This is a genomic window from Nocardia gipuzkoensis (genome assembly GCF_021183645.1).
Lineage (GTDB): Bacteria > Actinomycetota > Actinomycetes > Mycobacteriales > Mycobacteriaceae > Nocardia > Nocardia abscessus.
Genome location: NZ_CP089225.1, coordinates 4,722,557 through 4,745,247, shown reverse-complemented (window position 1 = coordinate 4,745,247; position 22,691 = coordinate 4,722,557). Strand labels below are relative to the sequence as shown.

At 66.9% G+C, this 22,691-nt stretch carries 16 protein-coding genes and 1 pseudogene; 7 read left to right on the top strand and 10 right to left on the bottom strand.

What is annotated here, in order from left to right; translation table 11 throughout:
* Positions 1–3 precede the first annotated feature (3 nt).
* The 9 genes and pseudogenes from LTT66_RS21480 to LTT66_RS21440 form a co-directional block, all read right to left on the bottom strand.
* Positions 4–3,019 (bottom strand): annotated as a pseudogene (locus tag LTT66_RS21480) (Tn3 family transposase).
* A 223-nt stretch (positions 3,020–3,242) separates the two neighbouring features.
* Entirely contained in the window at positions 3,243–4,070 is an 828-nt protein-coding gene (locus LTT66_RS21475) for an IS5 family transposase (protein ID WP_408638657.1), read from the bottom strand.
* Between the two features lie 209 nt (positions 4,071–4,279).
* Positions 4,280–5,386, bottom strand: a complete 1,107-nt coding sequence (locus tag LTT66_RS21470) for a DUF4238 domain-containing protein (protein ID WP_157227746.1) — start codon at positions 5,384–5,386, stop codon at positions 4,280–4,282.
* A 64-nt stretch (positions 5,387–5,450) separates the two neighbouring features.
* A complete protein-coding gene (locus tag LTT66_RS21465; RefSeq protein WP_068049986.1) occupies positions 5,451–5,885 on the bottom strand; it encodes a GNAT family N-acetyltransferase in 435 nt (144 codons plus the stop codon).
* Between the two features lie 280 nt (positions 5,886–6,165).
* The gene (locus LTT66_RS21460) at positions 6,166–6,675 is read right to left on the bottom strand and encodes an AAA family ATPase (protein WP_043737884.1); all 510 of its coding nucleotides are present in this window, start codon (positions 6,673–6,675) and stop codon (positions 6,166–6,168) included.
* Positions 6,647–7,246, bottom strand: coding sequence for an NUDIX domain-containing protein (locus LTT66_RS21455; RefSeq protein ID WP_082393302.1), 600 nt, complete (start codon positions 7,244–7,246; stop codon positions 6,647–6,649). Before LTT66_RS21455 ends, LTT66_RS21460 begins: the two co-directional genes overlap by 29 nt.
* A 134-nt stretch (positions 7,247–7,380) precedes the next feature.
* Positions 7,381–7,857, bottom strand: a complete 477-nt coding sequence (locus LTT66_RS21450) for a hypothetical protein (protein ID WP_156371217.1) — start codon at positions 7,855–7,857, stop codon at positions 7,381–7,383.
* Between the two features lie 129 nt (positions 7,858–7,986).
* The gene (locus tag LTT66_RS21445; RefSeq protein WP_082393303.1) at positions 7,987–8,940 is read right to left on the bottom strand and encodes a TRM11 family SAM-dependent methyltransferase; all 954 of its coding nucleotides are present in this window, start codon (positions 8,938–8,940) and stop codon (positions 7,987–7,989) included.
* 104 nt (positions 8,941–9,044) lie between these two features.
* Complete coding sequence (locus LTT66_RS21440; RefSeq protein WP_043737879.1) at positions 9,045–9,713, bottom strand: hypothetical protein; 669 nt, start codon at positions 9,711–9,713, stop codon at positions 9,045–9,047.
* A 536-nt stretch (positions 9,714–10,249) separates the two neighbouring features.
* On the opposite strand from LTT66_RS21440, the gene LTT66_RS21435 reads away from it, so the two are divergent.
* From LTT66_RS21435 to LTT66_RS21405, 7 genes are all read left to right on the top strand, one after another.
* A complete protein-coding gene (locus LTT66_RS21435; RefSeq protein ID WP_162240368.1) occupies positions 10,250–11,512 on the top strand; it encodes a replication-relaxation family protein in 1,263 nt (420 codons plus the stop codon).
* Positions 11,503–11,910 carry a pilin gene (locus LTT66_RS21430; protein ID WP_228792423.1) on the top strand — a complete coding sequence of 136 codons (408 nt, stop codon included), beginning with the start codon at positions 11,503–11,505 and terminating at the stop codon, positions 11,908–11,910. The genes LTT66_RS21435 and LTT66_RS21430 overlap by 10 nt, the downstream gene beginning before the upstream one ends.
* A 389-nt stretch (positions 11,911–12,299) precedes the next feature.
* Positions 12,300–13,838, top strand: coding sequence for a hypothetical protein (locus LTT66_RS21425; protein ID WP_051047219.1), 1,539 nt, complete (start codon positions 12,300–12,302; stop codon positions 13,836–13,838).
* Complete coding sequence (locus LTT66_RS21420; RefSeq protein WP_082393304.1) at positions 13,835–16,867, top strand: PrgI family protein; 3,033 nt, start codon at positions 13,835–13,837, stop codon at positions 16,865–16,867. The genes LTT66_RS21425 and LTT66_RS21420 overlap by 4 nt, the downstream gene beginning before the upstream one ends.
* A 12-nt stretch (positions 16,868–16,879) precedes the next feature.
* Positions 16,880–19,396, top strand: a complete 2,517-nt coding sequence (locus tag LTT66_RS21415; protein WP_082393322.1) for a type IV secretory system conjugative DNA transfer family protein — start codon at positions 16,880–16,882, stop codon at positions 19,394–19,396.
* Positions 19,397–19,582: 186 nt separating this feature from the next.
* Positions 19,583–20,464, top strand: coding sequence for a replication-relaxation family protein (locus LTT66_RS21410; RefSeq protein WP_197986985.1), 882 nt, complete (start codon positions 19,583–19,585; stop codon positions 20,462–20,464).
* Entirely contained in the window at positions 20,464–21,477 is a 1,014-nt protein-coding gene (locus tag LTT66_RS21405; RefSeq protein WP_051047220.1) for a C40 family peptidase, read from the top strand. The genes LTT66_RS21410 and LTT66_RS21405 overlap by 1 nt, the downstream gene beginning before the upstream one ends.
* A 505-nt stretch (positions 21,478–21,982) precedes the next feature.
* Here LTT66_RS21405 and LTT66_RS21400 read toward each other — a convergent pair.
* A complete protein-coding gene (locus LTT66_RS21400; protein ID WP_043736124.1) occupies positions 21,983–22,375 on the bottom strand; it encodes a hypothetical protein in 393 nt (130 codons plus the stop codon).
* Between the last annotated feature and the right edge of the window lie 316 nt (positions 22,376–22,691).

Here is a 22,691-nt window from a genome sequence, read left to right as displayed (position 1 = left end):
CAGTCAGAACAAGGTGTCACGCACCCGCAGCGGCCGGTACCCGGTCGGGCCCAGCTGGGCCAGCTCGGCGTCGATGTCGACCTCGATCGCGCCGAAGAAATTGATGTTGGCACTGTGGGCCGGGCTGATGTGGGCCAGGACCTCGTCATCGATACGCTGCCCGGCCCGACGCATCTGATCGACAGCGAGCCCGTAATACTCCGTGGTCCAAGCGATCACAGCGTTGGTCGCCAAGGTCAGGCACCAGGCTTGCTCGGTCTGGTCCTCGAGATGGCGTGCCCGAATCATCCCCTTATGGGCATAGAGCAGGTCGCGCCGCAGCGCGTGCAGCGACTCGCCCTTGTTGAGCTGCCGCGAGATCTTGCGCCGATAGTCCGGATCGGAGAGGTACCTCGCGGCGTAGATGGTGCGCCGCAGCGCCCCGTACTCCTTGAGCGCCGCGGCCAGAGTGTTCTGCCGCCCCGACGCCGAGAGCTTGCCGACCAGCAGCGACGCGGTGGCGTGCCCGAACTTCAACGATCCGGCCAACCTGAGCAGATCGTCCCAGTGCTCGGCGATCAAACCCGAGATTCGCTTTGCGGGTCATCAGCGGGCCCGCGTGCGGGAACCGGGCCTCGGCCTGCGCGCGCGGGCCCGGCCGGTACAGGGTGATCCGGCCCAGATCCCGGATCCGCGGCGAGAGCTGCATCCCGAGCAGGTCGAACAACCCGAAGTTGACCAGGGTGACCCCGTGGGTGTCGGTGGCGTGCTCGGTGATCGGCAGATCCGCTGCATTGCCCAGGATCTCATCGAGCACGTAATGGGCTTCACGTTTGGTCGCCACGATCACCTTGGTGCCGTAGGTGGCATGCTGATCGGTGACATGGGTGTAGGTCGACAGGCCCTCGCTGGCGAAATACCGGCTCAACGGCCTGGCCGTGGTTGATTTCCCACGCGTCGGGAACCGCTGCCCATCGCTCGACGACAGCGTTCCGGCACCGAACACCGCGGTCAGCGGCAGCCGCTGATGGTAGCCGATCAACACGAGGTTGGCCGCGCGCAGGGTCTCCTCGCGCACATACCACTCATCGGTCCAGGCCAGGATGTCGTAGGTGATCCCGCACGCCTGCGCCATCCGGGTCAACCCCAGGTTCGTCGAGTGCGCCAGCAGTACCGCGATCAGATTGCGTTTGAGCTCCGGCGTCCGGGTGGCCTGGCCGCCGGCGTGGGTGAAGCAGTCCAGGTAGCCGGTGCGCTTGTCCAACTCGATCAACAAGGAAACGATCGGCGCGAACGGCAGCATCTCGGTCAGCTCGGCCTTGAGCGCGATCGCCTCGGCGGGAACATCTTCCGCGCTCAGCGGCGAGATCACCAGATCCCCGCCCTCGTCCACCCTGACCGGGCCGTCCCCGCCGGCCAGCACCGCCTCCAGCTCACCGACCGCATCGTGCAGTTCGGCGACCACGGCCGCCAGCGCGACGCCCGGATCGGCGGATCGCCCGACCAGGCGGCAGAACTCGCCGCGTTGCGGTTCCCACTGCCCAGTGGTGATCAGGTAGGCGGCCGGGTCGGCGTAGCGGCGCGAGCCGGGCACGAACACATCCCCGCTGCGCAGCCCGTCGCGCAGTCCGAGCAGTACGCACAATTCCCAGTAGTGCCGGTACGCGGTGGCGCTACCGGTCTTTCGGGCCTCGTCGAGGTAGCCGCGCCATTTCGTCGGCACGAACCCGGTCGGGGCGTCGTCGAAGACCTTGCGCCGCCCGGTCGCGTTCAGCTCGCGCAGCATGTTCACCGCGATCAGCAGCTCGGTAGCGGCGGTGCCGCCGGCGAAGCGCACCGCTTCAAGCACTGCGGGGGTGAACTGGCGCAGGTAGTTGTAGGAGGAATCCAGCGCTGCCAGATGCCCGTGATCACGCGGCAACCTGGGTTTGGCCTGGGCGATCGCCGCGCGCAGGCGCTCCCACCCGATCTTCTCGCCGCGGATCAGCGCGCCGATCTCCTCATCAGCCACCGTCGGGTCGGTGACGATTTCCAAGAGATCGTCCAGCAGCGCCTGGCGGTCCTCGCCGGTCTTGCCGCGCTCGGCCAGCTGCTGCTGCATCTTCCGTTCGGCGGCACCGAACTTCGCCGAGATCGCCTGATCGAACAACACCACGACCTCATCGAGCACATCGGTGCCCGACTGGGCCAGCACCGTGAGCAGGATCGGATACCGGCGCTGCGGATCCCGACGCTCCAGGGCTTGCGGACTCAGACGCCGGCCCATCGTGGCCAAGAACCGGCGCCGCTCGGCGGGCAGCACCGACAGATCCAGCCGATCAGCACCCAAACCCCGCAGAAACCCCAGCTTGTCGACCTCGGCGCGGACCGCAGCCGCCGACGCCTCCACCGGCCCGGTCGACAGCCACCGCAACCGCGAGATCCCCAGCGACGCGTCCGTGACCAGCAAGCCGTCCAACTCCGCACACCGCGCCGCAGTGAACTCGTGAGCGAGCCGGTCATAGGTTTCGGTCTGGGCCTGGTGCCGGGCGTGGGCGACCCGCTCCACCACGGTGACAGGGCCCGGCCGGATCACCTTCGCCGAGATCAGATACTCACACGCCAGCCGGAACAACAGAGTCGGGGAATCGTGCTCCATCGCCCGCGCGAGCAGGAACTCGTCGAGCTCCTTGAACTCCAGCGCACCGGCCGCACGCCATCCCAGGTACCGCGCGGCCAGGCGCACATGCTCGGTGCGGGTCTTGGCTCGCCTGCCATAGGCACCGATCACCACCGGGTCGACCCGCAGCTGCTCGGCGAGGCGGGCCACCGCTCCCGGTGGGGCCGTGACCAGCCGATCCGGCACGAATCCCAGCCACGGCAGCGTACACAACGCGATCGCCAAGCCCAGCCGTTCGGCCGGTCCCCTGCCGCGGCCCGGATCCACGAACGCCAGATCCGCCGACGTGAGCGTGAAGTATCGAAACAGCTCCTCGCGGCTGATCTCCGGGAATCCCCGCAGACGTTCCAACTCCTCGTCCGCGAACATCCGCGTCGCCACGAACCCCAGCCTCCACCAGCGCCGACCAACACCAACACCGGCAGCCAAGCACCAACCAGCCGACAGCGCATGCCGAACCCGAAACCCGATGCCTACCAGGCGGCTACGCCATATCCGCCTGATTTTCGGCGGATGCTACGGCTACCCCTTTAGGGGATCGATAGGTGGTAGCGCCGCCGACTCCGGTGGCCAGGGTGTCCGCATCGTGCTCCTAGGCCGCGTTTCATAAGCCTTGGCCGGATAACCACAGGTTGATTGCGGCGACGCGGACCGTGGCCAGGTAACGGACAGCGAGTTTGTCGTAGCGGGTGGCGACAGCGCGGTGCTGTTTGAGGCGGCTGATCGTGCATTCCACGGCGTGCCGGAGTTTGTAGAGACCAGGGTCGAACGCCGGCGGCCGGCCACCGGCGTTGCCCTTGGCCACACGATGCGCTGCCTGGTCCGCCTTGATCGGGATGGTTGCCTTGATCCCGCGTTTCCGCAGGTAAGCACGGTTGGCCGCCGAAGAATAGGCTTTGTCGGCCAGGACCCGATCCGGCCGCGACCGGGTACCACCGACCGAGAGCCGCGGCACCCGTATATCGCCGAGCACCGTCGTGAACTGTGGGCAATCAGCCCACTGACCAGGCGTGACCACCAGCGCCAGCGGCCGCTGCCCCTGGTCGGCGGCCAGGTGCAGCTTCGTGGTGAACCCGCCCCGCGACCGTCCCAGCCCGTGGTCAGCGGGTTCGTCGTCGAAACCACCCGCCGCCTCGACCTGGCCGGCGAAGTCGCGGCGCGCACCCGCCGCATGCTGGTGCGCGCGGGCGATCGTGGAGTCCACGCTCACCGTCCACTCGATCTCACCGCCCGCATCGGCGTGGGCTTGCAGTGCGGTCAGCACCGATTCCCACGTGCCGTCACGCTGCCAGCGGCGGAACAACCCATACACCGTCTGCCACGGCCCATACACGCTCGGAATATCACGCCACGGACTGCCGGTCCGGATCCGCCACCGGATCCCGTCGATCAACTGTCGTTTCGACCACCGCGGTGGCCGGCCCGGCTTCATACCAGCAGGTAGTAGCGGTTCCAGTTTCGCCCACTGAGCATCGGTCAGATCCGCACGGCACGTTGCCGTTACGCTGTTCACGAGGTCTCCGGTTGGTTTCCGGTTGTGCTTGGTCGTTCAACCAACTACCGGAGACCTCGCCATATCACCAACTTCTCAACCCGGACAACGGGTTCCGTCCCCACACCATCGGGCTTATGAAACGCGGCCTAGTCAGTGGTCCATCGAGATAAGGGCCACTGCGGCGAATGGGGCGCGTCGGTCCATCGGGTCGGCAGGAGAACGGCGCGAGCGAACTCCGGAGCGGAGGTGATGCTACTTGACCAGTCCTGCTTCTCTGGGTAGTTGGGGATCTGAATCTGCGATGCGATCGAGGTTCCGCTTTTTTCGAAAACCAGCCGATTGCAGTTGTAGCAGAATTCGCGATTTAGAAACTTTGCCTCAGTCGAAGATAGTTCGAACGGGGGCTTGATCTTCACATTCTTCCGGCTCAGAATTAGGAGTCGATTAGGACTGATCGGAAATACAATTATTTCAGAATTTCTTATCGAGACCGGAAACTGGCGAGTGTTTCGCTTCGTTGGAATTCCGAGTACGGGTTCATCGCAGGTCAATAGATCGCCTGTGGAGCTTGCCAGCCAGTAGTCTCGATCGTTTTCAATCAGCGGGGCGAGAACGTTCTTCCAGGCGCCGATGGCTGCATCGATTGCCTTGGGCTTGGTTTCGCTGCTGACGGCCCGCTTGGCGAGTATCTGATTCACGATAGCCTGGTGTCTCGCTTCTGAGTACTCAATGCCGTACTCGCGACATAAGATCGGAAGCAGGCCGGTAATGTTCAGAATATGGCTGGCTCCGTAACGGTTCACTGCTGCGTCGATGCCCACGTCGGTCTGTCGCCCACGCTGGGTGCGCTGGCTTTGTAGGCTGATGTATACGGCTAGGTTGGAGATTAGGTTTTTATCCTTGATCCTCCCATCGGGCTGACCGTCGAGCGCGCGAAGCCAGTTCGCGGCCCGGCCCTCTATGCGTCCCATGTGGGTCTCGAACCACATGTCTGGATTTGCGTCGGCATCGATGTCGGGTGCCGATATTTGATAGAAGTTATCCTCGACGGCTGTCGATTCTATGGGTACGCAATTTGATTCTTTGGTGTCAACGTTTGTGACCTGAATTTCCCCGCTACCGTCGGTAGTCCACCGCTTGAGATACATTCTTGGCACGTAGTGGTGTCGGAATGTGGTTTGGGCGTTTTTACGAGTCTCTTCCTTGGATTTTTCGATCTCGACGTCGGTTAGCCAACGATTGACGGTAGTCACAGTCTGCATTGTAGGTCGCGCAGCCGCGAGCGACTCAATTCGGCAGTGCGACGAACTCTGGCAGTCAATGAAGCCCAGACAGTTCAGAGAAGATCCGTCGCGATCCGAGATTCGAATCGTCGCAGGTGAGCAGTATCCGGTCGATACCGATCGACCGGGCAACGACGATACTGCGGCGGAGAATGGCGCCACCGTACCCACGCCGCCTGTACTGGGGCAGCACGGCATACCCGATGTGCCCGCCTCGTCGACGTAGGCCCTCGTTGAGGGTGTGTCTGATCGAGGTTCGACCGACTACTTGGCCGTCAACAGTTGCGAGCAGATATGTGGAGGCCACGATGCCATCCGGCAGATTGGCACCCTGCCGCTGTTCCTCCCGGGCGCGGAGATAGTCCGCCCAGCTCATATCGGGTTCAAGACCCAATGCAAACGGAAAGCTATCGCCCTCGGCCAATTCGAGATGCGCGGCGCGGACAACTTTTTCGTCCGTTTCCTGCAACGCGCACGGCGGCGGATCCGAGCACTGTGTCGTGCTCCTCAGCGACGAACATCGCCCGAGTCCGGGTCCAGCGCTTCCACTGGTCGACGCTCCAAGCCAGTGCCTGCTCGTAGGTGGTGGAGAAGGTGCCTGCGGGGCTACCAGCGAGTGCGTCGAGGCGCACTGTTCGGGCTGTCTGCCAGCCGTCGGCGGTCAGGCGGCGCACGATCATGTACAGAACGATCAGGACTCACTGCGCCAGCAGGCAATCCAATATTGCCTGCCGCGCCTCATTTGACCGTCAGCGGAGTCGGTCGGTGGCGAGGATGTCGGTGTGAATCCGCTCGATAATGGAGTCGCGGCTCCAGCTGGAGTCGATGCGGACCTCCTCAACGTAGGACAGGGGTTGCCAACCGTGATACCACTCGGCCATCTGGTCAGGAGGAATCGTTGCGGCCTGCGGCCGGCCGGCATGGCGAGCGAGAGTTTCGTCGAAGGTGAGGTCGAAGCCGTAGTGGAGTGCACAGCCGGCGGTGTCGGCGAGACGGTGCAGCATCGCCCCGTAGCGATCGGCGTCGAGGATGCCTTCCACGATCGTCACCATCCCACGGGCCAGGCACAGTGTCGCGATATGTTCGATCAGCTCGATATTCCACCCGCCGGGCTCGTCGCGCTCACGGACAATCTGCCGTCGCACTACATCCTGACCGATGACCGCGCAGTGGCCGTGCTCGAAGCGACGTTGGAGGCCGGCGGCGACGGTCGATTTGCCCGACGCGGAATTACCGCGGATGACGACCAGCGTAGTCATCGAGCGGCAGCGGGTTGGAGGACGGTGTCGAGCTTGCGGATGAAGCGTGGGAGGTGGGGATCGGTGCTCGGCAGGCCGTGGGGTCGAGGTCCCACCAGCGGCCCCCGTCGAACTCGGCGGGATCGAGGTCGTAGTGCTGGGCCCGGTCACCCCGAGCGACATGCCACAGAGAGATATCAACATGGCCAGCGGTGGGGCCGACGGTGGGAGTCACTGTCAGGAACAGGGGCTTATCCCCAACGACATCGAATCTCGGGTCGAACCCGAGTTCCTCGCGTGCTTCCCGCCGCGCCGTAGTGCATGGGTCTTCGCCGGGAGCCAGGTGCCCGCCCATCGGGAGTTCGAGACCGGATTTGCGGTGTCTACCGAGGTAGATGCCGCGCTCGGTGGGGTCGACCAAGACCACGTACGCGACCAAGTGCTGCGGTGGAGTCGCTGGTGGAACTCGGCGGAAGATGTCATTGGTTTGGGCGAGCCAGGCCAGTGTCTGCTCGATGTGTTGCTGTTCAACCTCGTCGATAGGCGTGATCGCGGCAACAAGATCAGCGATGGCTGCGGTGGCGGGCTCCATGTCGCGCGAGCATAATCACGCCCTGCGACACCTCGGAATGCCCTGCCCTTTCGGTGCTCCCCGCCTCCGGTTCACCAACCCGGGCCTGCCGGTACACCAGCCTGGACAGATGGCCGGTTGACGCGGCAGGGTGGTCATGCGCCGGGTGCGCCGGGCGCTCGCCGTTCCCTCCGGCGGGCTTCCTTTCTGGGGCGTTCGAACCCTGCCGTAGCGCTGATGTCGACGAGGCCGACGGTGTCCGGCACGGCGATTCGTGTCGTGCCGTACCAGCGCCCCCAGAGTGCGATGTTGCCGGTGTCGGCCTCGGCGAGCAGCTTCTCCACCGACCATCGCTTGTTCGAGCGGTCGATCTCGATGGCGATGCACGGCAAATGGTCGTCGCGCCAGCAGAAGACGTCCAAATGGCCGTGGTACATCCGCCGTCCGGTACGCCTGGCGATCAATGCCTCTCGCTCGAGGTCGACCGTCCAACCGTTGGCGTGCCCCCACCGGACCGTGTGTTGGGTGATCAACGCTGTCGCTTCCCGCGCGGACAGGCCGGTGACCCGGACTTCGGAGAGCCATCTTGTCAATGACGAGGCCAGCTCAGCGGTTTCTACAACGTTCCCCACTGGCTTGATCCTAGAACGCGGCGGCGATGTCCATTCCGGCACGGCCACGGCCTCGCGAGACCTGCTTCCGGAGGCAGGGAGAACCGGGTTCCGGCGAACCCGGTTCTCCCGCGTGGCTATTCTCGTAGTTCATGCCGCCCATTTGCGGTCGACCCAGGCAGCCGTCGACACCAAACTCCGGTTTGGATGAGTTTGCTTGAGCTGCAACGAATCTGGCACGTCCCTGCGCTCGAGCACAATGACGTCCTCGTGTGCGATCAGGTGAACGGGAAGCCCTCCGCGGCGGTTCTTGACGATGAAGTCGCGCTGGAAGAAGCTGCTTCGGGCGATGATGTCGTCGTCGGCGAGGCGGCCGAGGAGTGCGACGCAGCGTTCGACGGGGGTGAGTCCGGCAAGGGTGCCGCAGGTGGTGATGTGGGTGGGTAGGTCGATGAGTTCGGCGTGCTGTCGCCAGGGGCGAGCGGTGATGACGACGTGTCCGCCGGGTTTGAGGTAGTCGGCGACGCCGGTGAGGATTCTGGTGAATCCGGTCAGGAGCCGGCCGATGCCGACGTTGGCGAGGTTGCCGCGGTCGAGGACGGCTCCGTAGCGGTGGTCGTACTTGCGGACGCCTTCGCCGGGCTTGACTCGGACGTGACCGTGGGTGGAGTCGCCGTATGGGGGTGAGGTGATGACGAGGTCGACCTGGCCGCGCAGGTCGGCAGGAAGCAGAGTTGGAAGTTTTCGGGCGTCGCCTTGGTAGACGGCAGCGTCGAGGTCGATGCCGGCACCGTAGGCGAGGTCGATGTTGGTGCGGGCGAGGTCGGCCCATCGGGTTTCGTATTCGACGCCGATGGCGCGGCGGCCTCGGTGCAGGGCCTCGACGAGGGTGGTGCCGATGCCGCACATCGGGTCCAGGACCAGGTCCCCGGGGTGGGTGTATGCCTCGATGGCGTGGGCGGCGATGGCGGGCAGCATTTTCGCGGGGTGTTTGACGCTGTCGGGGTGGTAGCGGCCGGTGCGTTGAGTAGCGGGCGCGGCCTGCGCGGTCGGCCATACCGATACCGCGGCGATGTTGTTCTCCGTTTTGTGGGTTGCGGTCATCGAAAGGTGCCTCGATTCGAGATTCGGTGGTCAGGAGCTACATGCCGCCATCGTGTGCCCAGCGTCGTACGGCGGGGCCCAGTACGGCAGGGCCACTGCGGCGATCAGGGGCGCAAAAGAACGGTGATATCGGTATGCACGATGCTGTGCGTGCGGGCGTGCCCGGTGTTGTCGAGTCCGGGTGCCGCGACGGTGTCGCCCGCGATCGGGACGGCGACGATGTGCTGAAGGAACAGCAGGTCGGCGGCCTGACCGGCGGCTACTGTCCAGCCGGTCGGATCGAGCAGGACACCGTCGCGGGTGTGCGTGCAGCGGGTGAACACGACAAGCACGCCGCCGGGGTTCAACCGGGTTGCGGCGAGCGCGACGATCTCGTCGACTGCCGAAGGTGATGTGGCCTCGGGAGCGAGCAGGCTGGCCAGGACGAGGGCAACAGCTCCTTCGTGCGGTGGCCGATGTTGGTGAGCATCGGGGCGTTCGATCAGGCTGTCGCGGCCGAGGCTGTCGATCACGGCGAGCACGTCGGCAGTGTCCGGCGTCGGGAAGGGTGTGTCGGGGGCGGTTGAGGCCGGGGGCGCCAGCAGCACTTGGTCTCCGGGGCGGGAGAACTCGGTGACGGCGCGGGAGACGATCGGCGTCGGCCATTGGTCGGTGGGGTCGATCGGGTCGGTTCCGGAGGCCCAGATGGTTGAGGGAACCTCGGCCGCCGGAGCGCGGCGCGAGCCGGACGAGCCGGTGTGGCGACGGCGGCGGACTGGGGTGTGTTCGGTCATCGGCGCGGTCCTTGTCGATTCCAGTGCATGGGATGTGTGCACTGGTCAACTCCTCACGAATTCGCCGTTTTTGGACATCGAACCGTCCCGAAAACTATGCAAATCGACTGATCGATCTTCGATATCCACAGTTGTAGAGCGCCACATCTGACGCCAATTTTTCGACGGTCCACCCGAAAGCTTCTCGCGCGGTGTACAGCGCCACCGGAACGCCACCAAACGTACACAACCCCTGGTAGATAGCAGTTTCCCGGCACCGCGCTCAAGCTCCCGTACCGGTTCCGTGTGGTCGAATCCGGCTGATCGGTGATCGGCCGGAGGTCATCTCGAGGTCGTTTGGAGGTTATTCGGAGGCTTTTTGGTGGCGGCCGTTCTGTGTCCTTGCCGAGTCGGATTTATCAACGCTTCGAGCAAGGGGAATGGCAATGAATGCGAATTACAGTATTTCTGCGGAGAGGCCGGATCATGCGGAAGCTTCGCCGCTGGCGGTCGTGCGGTCGGCGCTCGACCGGATAGCCGATCACCCGCTACCTGTCGTGAGGAATCAGGTATCGGGACTCGGCAGGCAGGTCGATACCTGGGGCCAGTTGCGGCAGGTGCTGTCGGACCCGGCGCTGCCGATCGAGACCGTGGATGCGGTCTGGGTGTGGCTGATCGGCCGGTCTCGAACCCACGGTTCGGATGCAGCCTTGGCGTGTGCCGGGATGGCGGCACCGATGTTGGCGGGGATGGCCAGCGTGTTCGGACCTCGCCGGCGCGAGGACCGCGCTGACATCGAGGCCGATCTGTTGGCCGAGTTCTTCGCCGAATTGCCGCGCATAGATGTCGAGCGCCCGTTTCTGTGGTTCCGACTGCGGTGGGCGCTGTTCCGTGGTGGCCGGGCTTGGGTGCGGCGGGAGGCCGCTGCCCCCGTGCCCGGTGCGGATGTCGGCACTGGAGCCGACATCGACACCAGAGCGGACGAACCGGTGCAGGTGATGTGGGCCCCGGCGGGGCATCCCGAACAGATTCTCGCCGAGGCGGTCGCGGAGAACGTGATTACCGCCGAGGTCGCCGAGTTGATCGCCGCCACCCGGCTGGAGGGGCGGTCGGTGACCTCTCTGGCAAGCGATTCGACGGGGTTGTCGCACTGGGCGTTGCGCAAGACCCGCCAGCGAGGCGAACACGATCTCCTCGACTGGCTGGTCGCGCGCACGGCAGCCACCGATCCGGCACGCACCAGCACCGTCGAGCACCGCGCCCTGCAACTCCTGTCCTGTTCGGCCGACGACCAGGGCTCAGAAGTGGCCGCGCAGCGACAGCGACTCACCGAGCGGGACCTGGAAGTGCTGCGGCTGCTCGATGCTGAGCAGGGTCTGAGTGCCGACCAGGTCGCCGACCTGTTGTTCCCCAGCGTCGACACCGCACGGAAAAGGCTGACGGCGCTGACCCGTCGCGGGGTGCTCACCCGTTGCCGTCGTACCCGCCCCGGTGTGGGGCGTCGTGGTGTGCCGCCGTGGCAGTACGCCCTCAGCCCGCTCGGCTCGGCGATCCTCGCTGTCGGCCTGCACAACACCACACGGCACGGCGAGATCACTGGCGAGCACGCACCGCGGCGGTCGGGTTCAACAGGTACTCCCGCGGCGGAGACCGCCTTCACCACCTCGCAGCCGACTACCCGCGCTGGCCGATCTGGCGATTTTCCGGACACTCCCAGGTCCAAATGTGGCTCGCAAACGCGGAGTAGCCAGTGCGGGCGGACATCGGCTGCCCCCGCACAACCGGCAACCCAGGTGGAGGTGAATCGCCGATGCGCATGATCGGTTTCCCTGAAGTTCGTTCTGCGACCTCGTCACACCGGACGGCCCAGCCCGGCACCATCCGGCGGGCCCTTGCCCCGATCGCGGTATTCGCGGCGGTGGCGCTGACCGCCATAGCGACCGCGGGTACCGCTGCGGCAGAACCCGTTTCGGTACTCGCCATCGCTGAGTCGTTCGACCAGGTACTCGACAATATCCGGAACTGGCTGGTCGGCATCCTTGCCGGGCTGGCGACGGTGTTCCTGACCATCGGCGGCGCCCGCTATGTGCTGGCCTCCGGCGACCCCAGCGAGGTCGAGAAGTCCAAGACCGCGCTGCGCGCTGCATGCCTGGGTTACGGCCTGGCGATGCTCGCGCCGGTGATCGTCGCCGTTCTCAAGTCGATCGTGGGTGCCTGACCATGACCGCGGCCTTCCCAATCGGCACCTCACCACCGAACCCCCGAACAGGCTGGCCGTTGCGGGTGGTGGCGGCCGTGGTCGCGATGCTGGTGGTCGGGGTTGGCATCGGTGCGACTGCCGCCGCCGAGCCCACCGCCCCACCGCCACCGCCGCCGGTGGCGACGACACCCCAGCAACCGGCACCGACCGCGCCGACGCCCACGCCTCCGCCCACATCGCAAGGTCCGAGCACACCCGCGACTCCGTCGCCTACTCCGCGCGGCTCCTGGCCGGGCGACTCCAGTCAAGTACCGGTTGAGCCGTCGGATACAGGTGATTCCGACTGCGGAATTCGCAATATCTCCGGTTGTGTCGCGAATGCTATCGACGGTTTCTTTGCCCGCCTGGTGGATTCGGCGCTCAATCCGCTGCTCGAGCTACTGTCGCAAACACTGTTGACCACCCCGGAGCCCGGTGACTTGCCGCGGGTCGGTGAGTTGTGGGACTCGTCGTGGCATCTGATGCTGGCCATGTACGGGCTGCTGGTGGTGGCCGCTGGCATCCTGCTGATGGTCCGCGAAACATTGCAGACCCGCTGGTCACTGCAAGAACTGCTGCCACGGATCGTGGTCGGGTTCATTGCCGGTGCCATGAGCATGCTGCTGGCGACCCAGGCGATCGTGTTCGCGAACGCGCTGGCCGAGGCATTCGCCGGTAGCGGGGTCGAGTCCGACTCTGCCACCACCGCGCTGAAGGAACTGACCGGGTCGGTCACCGGGAACGGAATCTTCCTGGTTCTGCTGCGAACTGCGCTTGTCGTGATGCTGGTGGTACTGCTCATCACCTACGTCGTGCGCGTCGCGATCACCATCATCCTGATCGTAGCGGCACCACTGGCTTTGATGTGTCATGCGCTGCCTGGTCTGGACTCGATCGCTCGCTGGTGGTGGCGCTCCTTCGCCGCGTGTCTGGCGATTCAGGTGGTCCAGTCGCTGGTGTTGGTCACCACCCTGCGGGTTTTCCTCACCCCGGGAGGATGGGGATTCTTCGGGCCCAACATGGACGGCGTCGTGAGCCTGATCATCGGGCTCGCCCTGATGGGCGTGTTGATCAAGATCCCGTTCTGGCTGATGTCGACCATGCGAATCGGCCACGGCCGCAGCATGGTCGGATCCCTGGTCCGCGGATACGTCGCCTACAAGACCTTCGGCCTACTCAAGAGCGGCGAGAAGGCTGCCGCCACGGCGATTCGACGCCCCACCCCACAGGGCAACGCAGCCACTGCCAACAGGGTGGGCAACGGCCGCCGAGGTGCCGCCGCTGCAGTGGGCAGCGCCGACCCGTATGCGCGGACACGGTCGACGCGGGACGGCCAGCTGATGTTGCCCCTCGAAGGAGTCCACCGGGTCCGGCGAACGCAGGGTCCTGCAACACCACCGTCGCAGTCGGCCACCACCACATCGGCTCCGGCCTCACCCGGCACCGCCCCTGGGCCGACGACCCGCCCGAGATCGCGAGGCCGCCAGCTCGCGTTCGATTTCACCCCGCCAGACCCCTACAGCGGGATTCGCGCCAATCACCGCGGCCAGTACCCGCTGCCGATCCCTGTTGCCCGGGTCCGACGGACACCCGCCCCTGCCGGGCCTCCCGCAGCGCCGGCACCGGCGTCGGCGTCGCCGCCGCCGCGTCCTCGGCAGGGCACGCAGTTGGCGTTCGAGTTCGATCCGCCCGATCCGTATGAGGGCAACCGGCCGCTGCGCAGCGGCCAGTACCGGCTGCCGTTCCCGGTGACCCGGGTCCGGCCCGCCGAGCGAGCGAGCACGCCGCCACCGGTTCCGCCGCCACGTCCCTCGACACCGGCAGGTCGTCAGCTGCATCTGCCGCTGCCCGATCTCCCTGTCCGCCGGCGCGCACGCCGCACTCCCCGAGGAGGAAACCCCAGATGAGCACGCCCGTTCGTATTCCTGCCGATGTCGACCGGCAAGACCGGTTGATCGGCCCATTCACCGCCCGCCAGCTCGCAGTCCTCGCGGTCACCGCGCTACTGCTGTATCTCGCGTGGACCGCAACTCGTGAAGTGATCGCCCCCGCAGCGTTCTTGGCCGGAGCCGTCCCGCTGGGCACCGCGGTCGCGGTGCTGATCTTGACCACCCGCGACGGCCTGTCGGGCGACCGGTTGCTGCTGGCCGCCGTACGGCAACGTCTGCGGCCTTCTCGCCTGGTAGCCGCGCCCGAAGGGATCGCTACGGCACCACGGTGGCTCACCCGCGCTGCGGGTCGAGGGAAGAAGCCGCTGGTGCCGCAGCCTTTGTCGGCCAAAGCATTACAGCTACCCGAGGCGGTCACCAGCGCCAACGGGGTCGGGGTGGTCGATCTGGGCCCGGACGGGCTGGCTGTGGTCGCAGCGGCCGGGACGGTCAACCTCGCCCTGCGCACTCCCGAGGAGCAGGATGCCCTGGTCTCACAGCTCGGGGGCTGGCTGCACACGCTGCGCCAACCGGTGCAGATCCTGTTGCGGTCGACGCGCCTGGATCTGACCGGCCAGCTGCAGAGTCTGTGGCGTTCGGTCGGTGAGATGTCACCGGAGCTGGCCGCTGCCGCGCACGGTCACGCCGACCACCTGGCCGGACTCGCGGCCGGGGAGGACCTGATGCACCGGCAAGTACTGCTGGTCTGGCGTGAACCCCTCGACCTCCCGGCGACGAGCGACAGGCTGGGTGGACCGACGCCGGCGGCGATGCTGGGCTGGCTGGTCGCGGGGCGTCGGCGTGCTCGACGGGAATTGTCGGCCGCGGCACGGCGCGCCGCGGAGGCCCGGCTACTGCGGCGGGTGCATGAGGCCGCCGACCTCCTCGCCCCGATGGGTGTCACCGTGACACCGCTCGATGACGCGCAGGCCACCGCCGTGGTAACCGGCGCCTGCAACCCCGGCAGTCTCGTTCCCTCCTCCGCAGACATCGCCGGCCCCCACACCGTCATCACCACCGACGGCCCGGACACCGAGACCTCCACCGATATCGAACTGGCCGACGATATCGACGCACACCCGCATCGGCGAGGATCCCTGCGTCGCCGACGTCGCCAGATCGCCGGTGCCGCAGCTGGATTCGGGCCGGATTCGCTGGCGATCGGGACACGGCACCTCGAAGTAGGGACAGGATGGGTGGCGACGCTCGCCGTCACCGGGTATCCGCGTGAGGTCACCGCCGGCTGGCTGGCTCCGCTGCTGTCGCACCCCGGCCGCCTCGACGTTGCCCTGCATATCGATCCGGTCGACCCGGTCACCGCCGCCTCCCGGCTGCGGCGCCAGCTCGCCCGGCTGGAGTCGACCCGATTTCACGATGCCAGCTACGGCCGCCGCACCGATCCCCTGGTGGAGGTCGCGGCCGAGGATGCCGCAGAACTGTCCTCCCGGGTGGCACGCGCCGAAGCTCGACTGTTCCGAATCGGCCTGTATCTGACCGTGCACGCCCGCTCGGAAGCCGAGCTGGCCGACGAGGTCGCCGCCGTCCGCGCCCTGGCAGCCAGTCTGCTCGTCGACACCTGCCATCTGTCCTACCGCACCACCCAGGGCTGGGTTTCCACGCTTCCGCTGGGTCTGGATCTGGTGAAGGTGCGCCGCACCTTCGACACCAATGCCCTTGCGGCGGCGTTCCCGTTCTCCAGTCCGCAACTGCCTGTTGGTGATCCGGCCCGCGCGGCATCGCCAGAAGGGGTGCTCTACGGGCGAGACGCCGCATCCGGGCTGGTGTTCGTCGACCGGTTCGGTCCCGAGGCGCACAACCATAACGCCGTCGTGCTCGGCCGTTCCGGCGCCGGTAAGAGTTACCTGGTCAAGACCGATATTCTGCGGTCGCTGTATCGCGGGATCGAACAGGTGATCATCGACCCCGAAGACGAGTATCGCGCGTTGACCGAGGCGGTCGGCGGCACCTATATCCACCTCGGCGCCCCCGGGATCCGGCTCAATCCCTTCGATTTGGAGGTCCATACCCGCCCCGACGGCCGCCGCACCGCACCGTCGGATGCACTGAATCGACGGAAACTATTCTGTCACACCGTGATCCGGGTCCTGCTCGGTGACCAGACGGCTGCGCAGCGTGCCACGCTCGACACCGCTGTGACCGCCACCTACGCGAGTGCGGGGATCACCGAGGACCCCGCGACGTGGACCAGGCCCGCCCCGACCCTGGGTGTCCTGTGTGAGCAGTTGGCCGCGCTCGGTTCGGCCGTGGCTGATGACCTTGCCGCGTCGTTGGCTCCGTTCGTCGGCGAGGGCGCGTTCGCGGGCCTGCTCGATGGGCCGACGACGGTCAGCCCGGATGCGGCGATGGTCGCCTACTCGTTGCGGGAGCTGCCCGATGAGTTGAAGACGATCGGGACGCTGCTCGTGTTGGATGCCACCTGGCGGCGAGTCGCCAACCCGGCGAATCGTCGGCCGCGGATGGTGACCGTGGACGAGGCGTGGCTGATCATGCGCCAGACCGCCGGTGCGGAGTTCTTGTTCCGGGCCGCGAAGTCGTTCCGCAAGTACTGGGCCGGCCTCACGGTCGCCACCCAGGACTGTGCGGATGTGCTGGGCACCGAACTCGGTAAGGCGATCGTGTCCAATGCGGCCACCCAGATCCTGCTGCATCAAGCGCCGCAGGCGATCGACGAGGTCGCGACCGCGTTCAAGCTCTCGGACGGAGAACGACAGTTCTTGTTGTCGGCGGCCCGCGGGCAAGGGCTGATCGCTCTCGACGGCACTGACAGAGCCGTGTTCGCCTCGATGGCCTCCGTCGAGGAGCACGCGCTGGTCACCACCGATCCCAGCGAACTCGCCGACACCGCAGATGCCGAGGAGTCAGGTCTCGACATCACCGAACCCGCCCCGTTCACTCCGATTGTCACCGACGACAACGCCGATGTCGACACCGGACTGGCGGATGAGGACGGCGACGGGGACGTCTACGTCGATGTGCAGGCGGCATAGGCCATGTCCCTCATGCTGTTTGCGGCGGACCACGGCATCGTGGGCGAGCTGCTGCTCGACCCCGCCGCAGCGATGCGCGAACTCGCCGACACCGCTTTACGGGTGGTGACCGGTCCGGCGGCGGTGATCGCTGTGGGGCTGATGGTGGGCGTGCTCGCCGCGGCGAGGGTTGCCGAGCGACTGCGCCGGCACCGGCTGGCCACCGACGCCCGCCAGGTCACCGTCCTCACGCCTCCCAAGGTCGATCCGAAGGGGGCGGAGGCACTGTGGGCGCATCTGACCGGGCAGCTGCGCCCGTCCTGGCGGCGGATGCTGTTCGGGCAACCGCATCTGGGGTTCGAGTACAGCATCACCCCCGAGCACGGGGTGGCGATTCGGCTCTGGGTACCCGGCCGGATTCCGCCAGGGTTGGTCGAGCGGGCGGTGGCCTCCGCGTGGCCGGGCGCGCACACCCGCACCGCCCATACGGTCTCCCCGCCGCTCACACCTCCTGGGCTTGAGGATCGTCGGCTGCTGTCCGGAGGTGAGCTGCGGCTCGGGCGCCGGGAAGCACTGCCGATCCGCACCGACTACGGCGGCGCGGACCTGGTTCGTGATCTCATCTCCGCCGCCGATGATCTGGGCCCCGGGCAGGCCGCCTGCGTGCAGGTACTGGCGCGACCGGTCACCGGCCGCCGCGTGCGGCGCGGCACCCGAACCGGGACCGGTGCGGCATGGCCTATCCCGCTGCTGCGGGAGGTGCTCGATCTGCTCACCCCGGGCCCGGTCCGCCGCGCTGGCCGCGTCCGTGCCGCGGCGGCGGCCCAGTCGAGTGATCGGCAGGCCGCGATGCGCGAGACGACCGAGCAGCGGGCCGCCGCCGGTAAAGCCCGTGGTGCGCACTGGGAGACCGTCATCCGCTATGCCGTGTCGGTGCCCGATACCGGTGACCGGGTCGCGGCGCGGGCCGTTGCGCGGGGTCGGGCGGATGCGCTGGCGGTGGTGTTCGGGTCCTGCACCGATCACAACTACTACCGGCACCGCCGCACGCGGCGGCTCGGCTCGGCGCTCTCGCAGCGGCGGCTGGGCCGCGGTGATCTGTTGTCGGTGCCGGAGCTGGCCGCACTCGCCCATCTTCCGCATGATCCGGCCATTCCTGGTGTGCAGCGGGCCGGAGCCCGCGCCATCGCACCGACCCCGGAAATCCCTGCGGCGGGACCGTATTCGAAACCCCTGGGCGTTGCCGACAGTCCCGGTGGACGCTCGGTGGCGGTGCGCGTCGCCGACGCCCGCCACCACCTGCACGTCCTGGGCCCAACCGGCGTCGGGAAGTCAACACTGCTGGGGCGGCTGATCCTCGAGGAGGCTGATCAGGACCGCGGCGTGGTCGTCGTCGATCCCAAAGGCGACCTCATCACCGACATCCTCGCCCGGTTGCCCCGGCGTTGCGCCGACCGAGTCGTCTTGTTCGACGCCGACTCCCGCAGCCGCCCGCCTTGCCTCAACCCGCTCGACACCCCCGCCGACCGAGCGGGGACCGACCGCGCGGTCGACAACCTGGCCACCATCTTCCACCGCACCTTCGCCCAATGGTGGGGCCCGCGCACGGACGACGTCCTGCGAGCAAGCCTGCTCACCCTGTGCCGCCAACCCGGCGTCGCCACCCTCACCGATCTACCGCGCTTGTTGACCGAGCCCGCGTTCCGCACCCGGGTCACCCGCGCCACCACCGACCCCGTCCTGCGTGGATTCTGGTCCTCGTATGAGGAATTGACCGACTCCGCACGCAACCAGGTCATCGGACCGTTGTTGAACAAGTTGCGGCACTTTCTGTTCCGGCAATTCGTACGCGACGCACTCGCCGCCGGACCCTCCACCGTCGATCTCGGTGACGTGCTCGACCACGGCGGCATCTGCCTGGCCCGGATACCCAAAGGCTCTCTCGGCGAGAACACCAGCCGCCTGATGGGATCGCTGCTCGTAGCGCGCACCTGGCAGGCCACCACCGCCCGCGTCGGCACCCACCCCGACCAGCGCCCCGACGCCACCCTGGCCCTCGACGAAGCCCACAACTTCCTCAACCTCGCCACCCCACTCGAGGACATGCTCGCCGAGGCCCGCGGCCTGCGCCTGTCTCTGGTCATCGCGCACCAAAACCTCGGACAGCTGCCGACAGACATGCGGGCGGCGGTGTCGGCCAATGCACGCAACAAGGTCATCTTCACCGCGTCCCCCGAAGATGCCCGAGACCTGGCTCGCCACACGACTCCCTGGTTGTCCGAGCACGACCTGACCCACCTCGACGCCTTCCACGCCGCCGCCCGGGTCTTGGTCCGCGGCCAGCAGGCGCCACCGTTCACCCTCACCACCCAACCCCTGCCACCAGCCGTGCCGGGGCGCGCCCGCGAGATACGCGCCGCTGCCCGTGCTCGCCTCGCCGCACCGCTTCCAACCACGGAGCCGGCAGAACCCGACACCGACGAACCGGGGCCGGATCTCACAAAATCTGCTGCTCCACCGGTCGGTGGCGGCGATCCCCGCCTGTCCTGACCCAGTGAGTCCACACGGATTCACCTGTCTAGCAAGGTAATTCAACTCTCGGAGGTTGCTGCGATGATCAATCACCCGGATAGGCAGAGGGATCTGCGAGCACCCCGACCAACCCGGGCACCGTCGGCGATCGGCCACGCCGGTCTGGCTGTGCGGCTCACCGGCAGGGATCGGTGGATTCTGCGGATGCTGCTCGAGCATCGCGTCCTGACTACCACCCAGCTCGCCGAGTTGGCCTTCCCCACCATCATCAAAGCCCGTCGCCGCCTCACCCTGTTGCACAGGTATCGGGTCGTCGACCGGTTCCGGCCCCTCCGTGCGCGAGGCACCGCCCCGGGGCACTGGGTCCTGGCTCCCGCCGGCGCCGCGGTGGTCGCCGCCGAAGCCGGTATCGAGGTCCGTGAGCTGCGTTACCGCCACGAGCGCGCCCTCGCTATCGCCCACAGCCTGCACCTCGCACACACCGTCGGCGTCAACCAATGGTTCACCGCCCTCGTCACAACTCCCGGCCACGGGCGGGTGCTGGCGTGGTGGTCGGAAGGCCGCAGCCGAGGGCTCTGGGGTGATCTCGTCCGCCCCGACGCCTACGGCCGCTACACCCACACCGGGGCGACCCTGGACTTCTTCCTCGAATTCGACCTCGGCACCATCACCCTCTCCTCGGTGGCCGGCAAGCTCGCCGGCTACGCCGAACTCGCCCGCTCCACGGGCATCGTCACTCCCGTTCTGCTGTGGGTGCCGACCACCGGACGCGAAACCACCGCCCGCCGTGCCCTCCTCGAGACGTGGCAAACGCTGCCCGACCCCGGCGCGGTGCCGGTCGCAACCGCCGCTGCCGATCTTCTCGATCCCACCGCAGAACATCCGAGCCCCGCCGACCGTGTCTGGCTGTCCCTCGATGGTCACGGCGGCGAACGACTGGCGCTGCACCAGCTCCCCGCCTCGTGGCCGCATCTCACCCCGCCCCCGGCGAGCATCCCGCAGTACTCCGCGCCGACCACGACCAGTGGGCCGGCGGTCCTCGACCCGCCGTCACCGATGCCGCCCTGCGAGACCGGAGGTTCGTGATGTTCGCCAAAGCACTCGGTGTCGGTTCGGCCGCGGTCGTGTTCTGCACGGTCGTGATCGCCGCGGTCGTCGCCACCGTCGCCGTCTACGACCATGCTCCCACCCCGGCTCCGGCACCGGGCGCGGCCACTGCGCCGAGTACCGAGGCCCTGACCGATATCCCGCCGGAGATGCTGGTGCTGTATCAGCAAGGCGCCGGCTCGTGTCCGGGCTTGGATTGGTCGGTACTCGCCGCGATCGGCAAGATCGAAACCGACCACGGCCGCTCCACTTTGCCCGGCGTCGCCGCCGGGGAGAACTTCGCCGGAGCCGGTGGACCGATGCAGTTCCTGGCCCCCACCTTCGACTCCGTCGTCGCCCGGCATCCGCTGCCCGCTGGCGGGGCGACACCTCCGTCGCGATACAACCCGCACGACGCCGTCCACGCAGCCGCCCATTACCTGTGTGATTCCGGCGCGCCGGGCGATCTCTACGCGGCGATCTTCGCCTATAACCACGCCGACTGGTACGTCCGCGACGTTCTCGCCCAGGCCGACCGCTACTCCACGCACGCCACCGCACCACCGCCCGGCAGCGGTGACTGCGCCGACCTACGGGCCGCGAGTCCCGCTGCCGCGACAGCGATCTCGTTCGCCTGCCAGCAACTCGGGCAACCCTACGTCTGGGGCGGCAACGGCCCCGAGGTCTCCGGCGGCTGGGATTGCTCCGGCCTCACCCAAGCCGCCTACGCCCGCGCCGGCATCGCCATCCCACGCACCACCTACGACCAAGTCCACACCGGGCCCTCTATCCCCGAGGACCAACTCCTGCCCGGTGATCTCCTCTTCTACGGCACCGACGCCGACGTGCACCACGTCAGCATCTACCTGGGCGCCGGGAAGATGCTGCACGCGCCGACCTTCAACGAGCCTGTTCAAATCTCGGAATACCGCTGGCGCGGCGATGACTACTACAAGGCCACTCGCCCCGCCGACCTCGCGCCGCCCGCTGCCGGTCCGGCACCGCAGCTCTAGACCGATCGGTCCGAGAGCGAGCCGTCACATCTCGACAGGAGGCTTCCCCATGACTCTACCGGCCACCGTCACCGCGCTGGCGGACTTCGCCCACATCCCGCCCGGCGGCACCGAACTCGTGCACCACATCGACGAAGTCGAGATCCCCATCGCCGACCCCCGCCGATGCCAGCACCAAGACACCATCTGCGCCGAATGCGCCCCCCCCTGTGGAAATCCCAGCACCTGTTCGCCGAACCCCTTCCCTGGGATCACGAACATCCCGACAATCCCAGAACCTGAAAACGGTGCCCGCGAAGACGTTCATCCGGACGAGGGCCAACCACTGGATGCTGCGGCAACGGCATATAGGCCCGGCACACCCAACCGCCATGCAGAGCACCGAGCATCGCGGCACAGAAGGGGCGATATCCACCGCTCGCGCCGGGCGCATATGCATGCCGCGACGCACGTGACCCGCGCGGCCCACGCGAGGGAAGCGAGCCGCGCGGGTCACGTCTGCGGGCTACTCGTTTCGGTTACCACCGACGGCGTTGGCAGCGGCGGAAGGATTGGTGAAGATGCGGCCGTCGGGCAGCATCAAGCCACCGCAGCCCGTGATCACCGCCGTGACCTCGCTGTCGGGACTGGCCAATCGATCGCCGACACGCACGTGTCCCGCGTCGAGCAGATCGCGGACGGTCACCCGGGCCACACGCTCGAACGGGAACGGCTCGTCGAATTCATAATCCAGCTGCCACGACGGCGCACACTCGGTGCAGATTCTGCCCTCGCTATGGATGCAATCATCCACACAAGTCACCTGGAAAGTAACTTCCCGGATGCGGTGGACGCATTCACTGGTGCCGATGACGGTGTAGGACTCGTCCAATCTTGCAGTGAGAACGGTGTTATCCATGAGAAGTCTCCAAACTGTTCCGAAAAGTTGTGCGTAGCGAGTGATTTCACGAGGGCCCCTCCGCCGACATCGCGCACATGATCTGCGCTGCCCACGCCGGGGCCAGTCAGCTTCGCCAGGAACGGTCGTTCCCGAGCCCGACTTGAGAAGATGCTGCGACTCAGCTGGTTTCGCGATTGTCGTGGTCAGTGGGCATGCGGCTTCTCCGGAGTTCGATCGAGGGAATCGTGATTGGCGACCCGGCCGGGGTGGTCACCCATTCATCGGCAGGATTGCCGAACCACGGGTTTCCACGACCATCGACGCTCGATAGACC

Bases quoted from the DNA above. Each gene is read 5' to 3' on its own strand.
- LTT66_RS21475 (WP_408638657.1), bottom strand. From the start codon at position 4,070: ATGAAGCCGGGCCGGCCACCGCGGTGGTCGAAACGACAGTTGATCGAC.
- LTT66_RS21400 (WP_043736124.1), bottom strand. From the start codon at position 22,375: ATGGATAACACCGTTCTCACTGCAAGATTGGACGAGTCCTACACCGTC.
- LTT66_RS21410 (WP_197986985.1), top strand. From the start codon at position 19,583: ATGCTGCTCGAGCATCGCGTCCTGACTACCACCCAGCTCGCCGAGTTG.
- LTT66_RS21415 (WP_082393322.1), top strand. From the start codon at position 16,880: ATGCTGTTTGCGGCGGACCACGGCATCGTGGGCGAGCTGCTGCTCGAC.
- LTT66_RS21445 (WP_082393303.1), bottom strand. From the start codon at position 8,940: ATGACCGCAACCCACAAAACGGAGAACAACATCGCCGCGGTATCGGTA.
- LTT66_RS21440 (WP_043737879.1), bottom strand. From the start codon at position 9,713: ATGACCGAACACACCCCAGTCCGCCGCCGTCGCCACACCGGCTCGTCC.
- LTT66_RS21455 (WP_082393302.1), bottom strand. From the start codon at position 7,246: ATGGAGCCCGCCACCGCAGCCATCGCTGATCTTGTTGCCGCGATCACG.
- LTT66_RS21460 (WP_043737884.1), bottom strand. From the start codon at position 6,675: ATGACTACGCTGGTCGTCATCCGCGGTAATTCCGCGTCGGGCAAATCG.
- LTT66_RS21420 (WP_082393304.1), top strand. From the start codon at position 13,835: ATGAGCACGCCCGTTCGTATTCCTGCCGATGTCGACCGGCAAGACCGG.
- LTT66_RS21430 (WP_228792423.1), top strand. From the start codon at position 11,503: ATGCGCATGATCGGTTTCCCTGAAGTTCGTTCTGCGACCTCGTCACAC.
- LTT66_RS21405 (WP_051047220.1), top strand. From the start codon at position 20,464: ATGTTCGCCAAAGCACTCGGTGTCGGTTCGGCCGCGGTCGTGTTCTGC.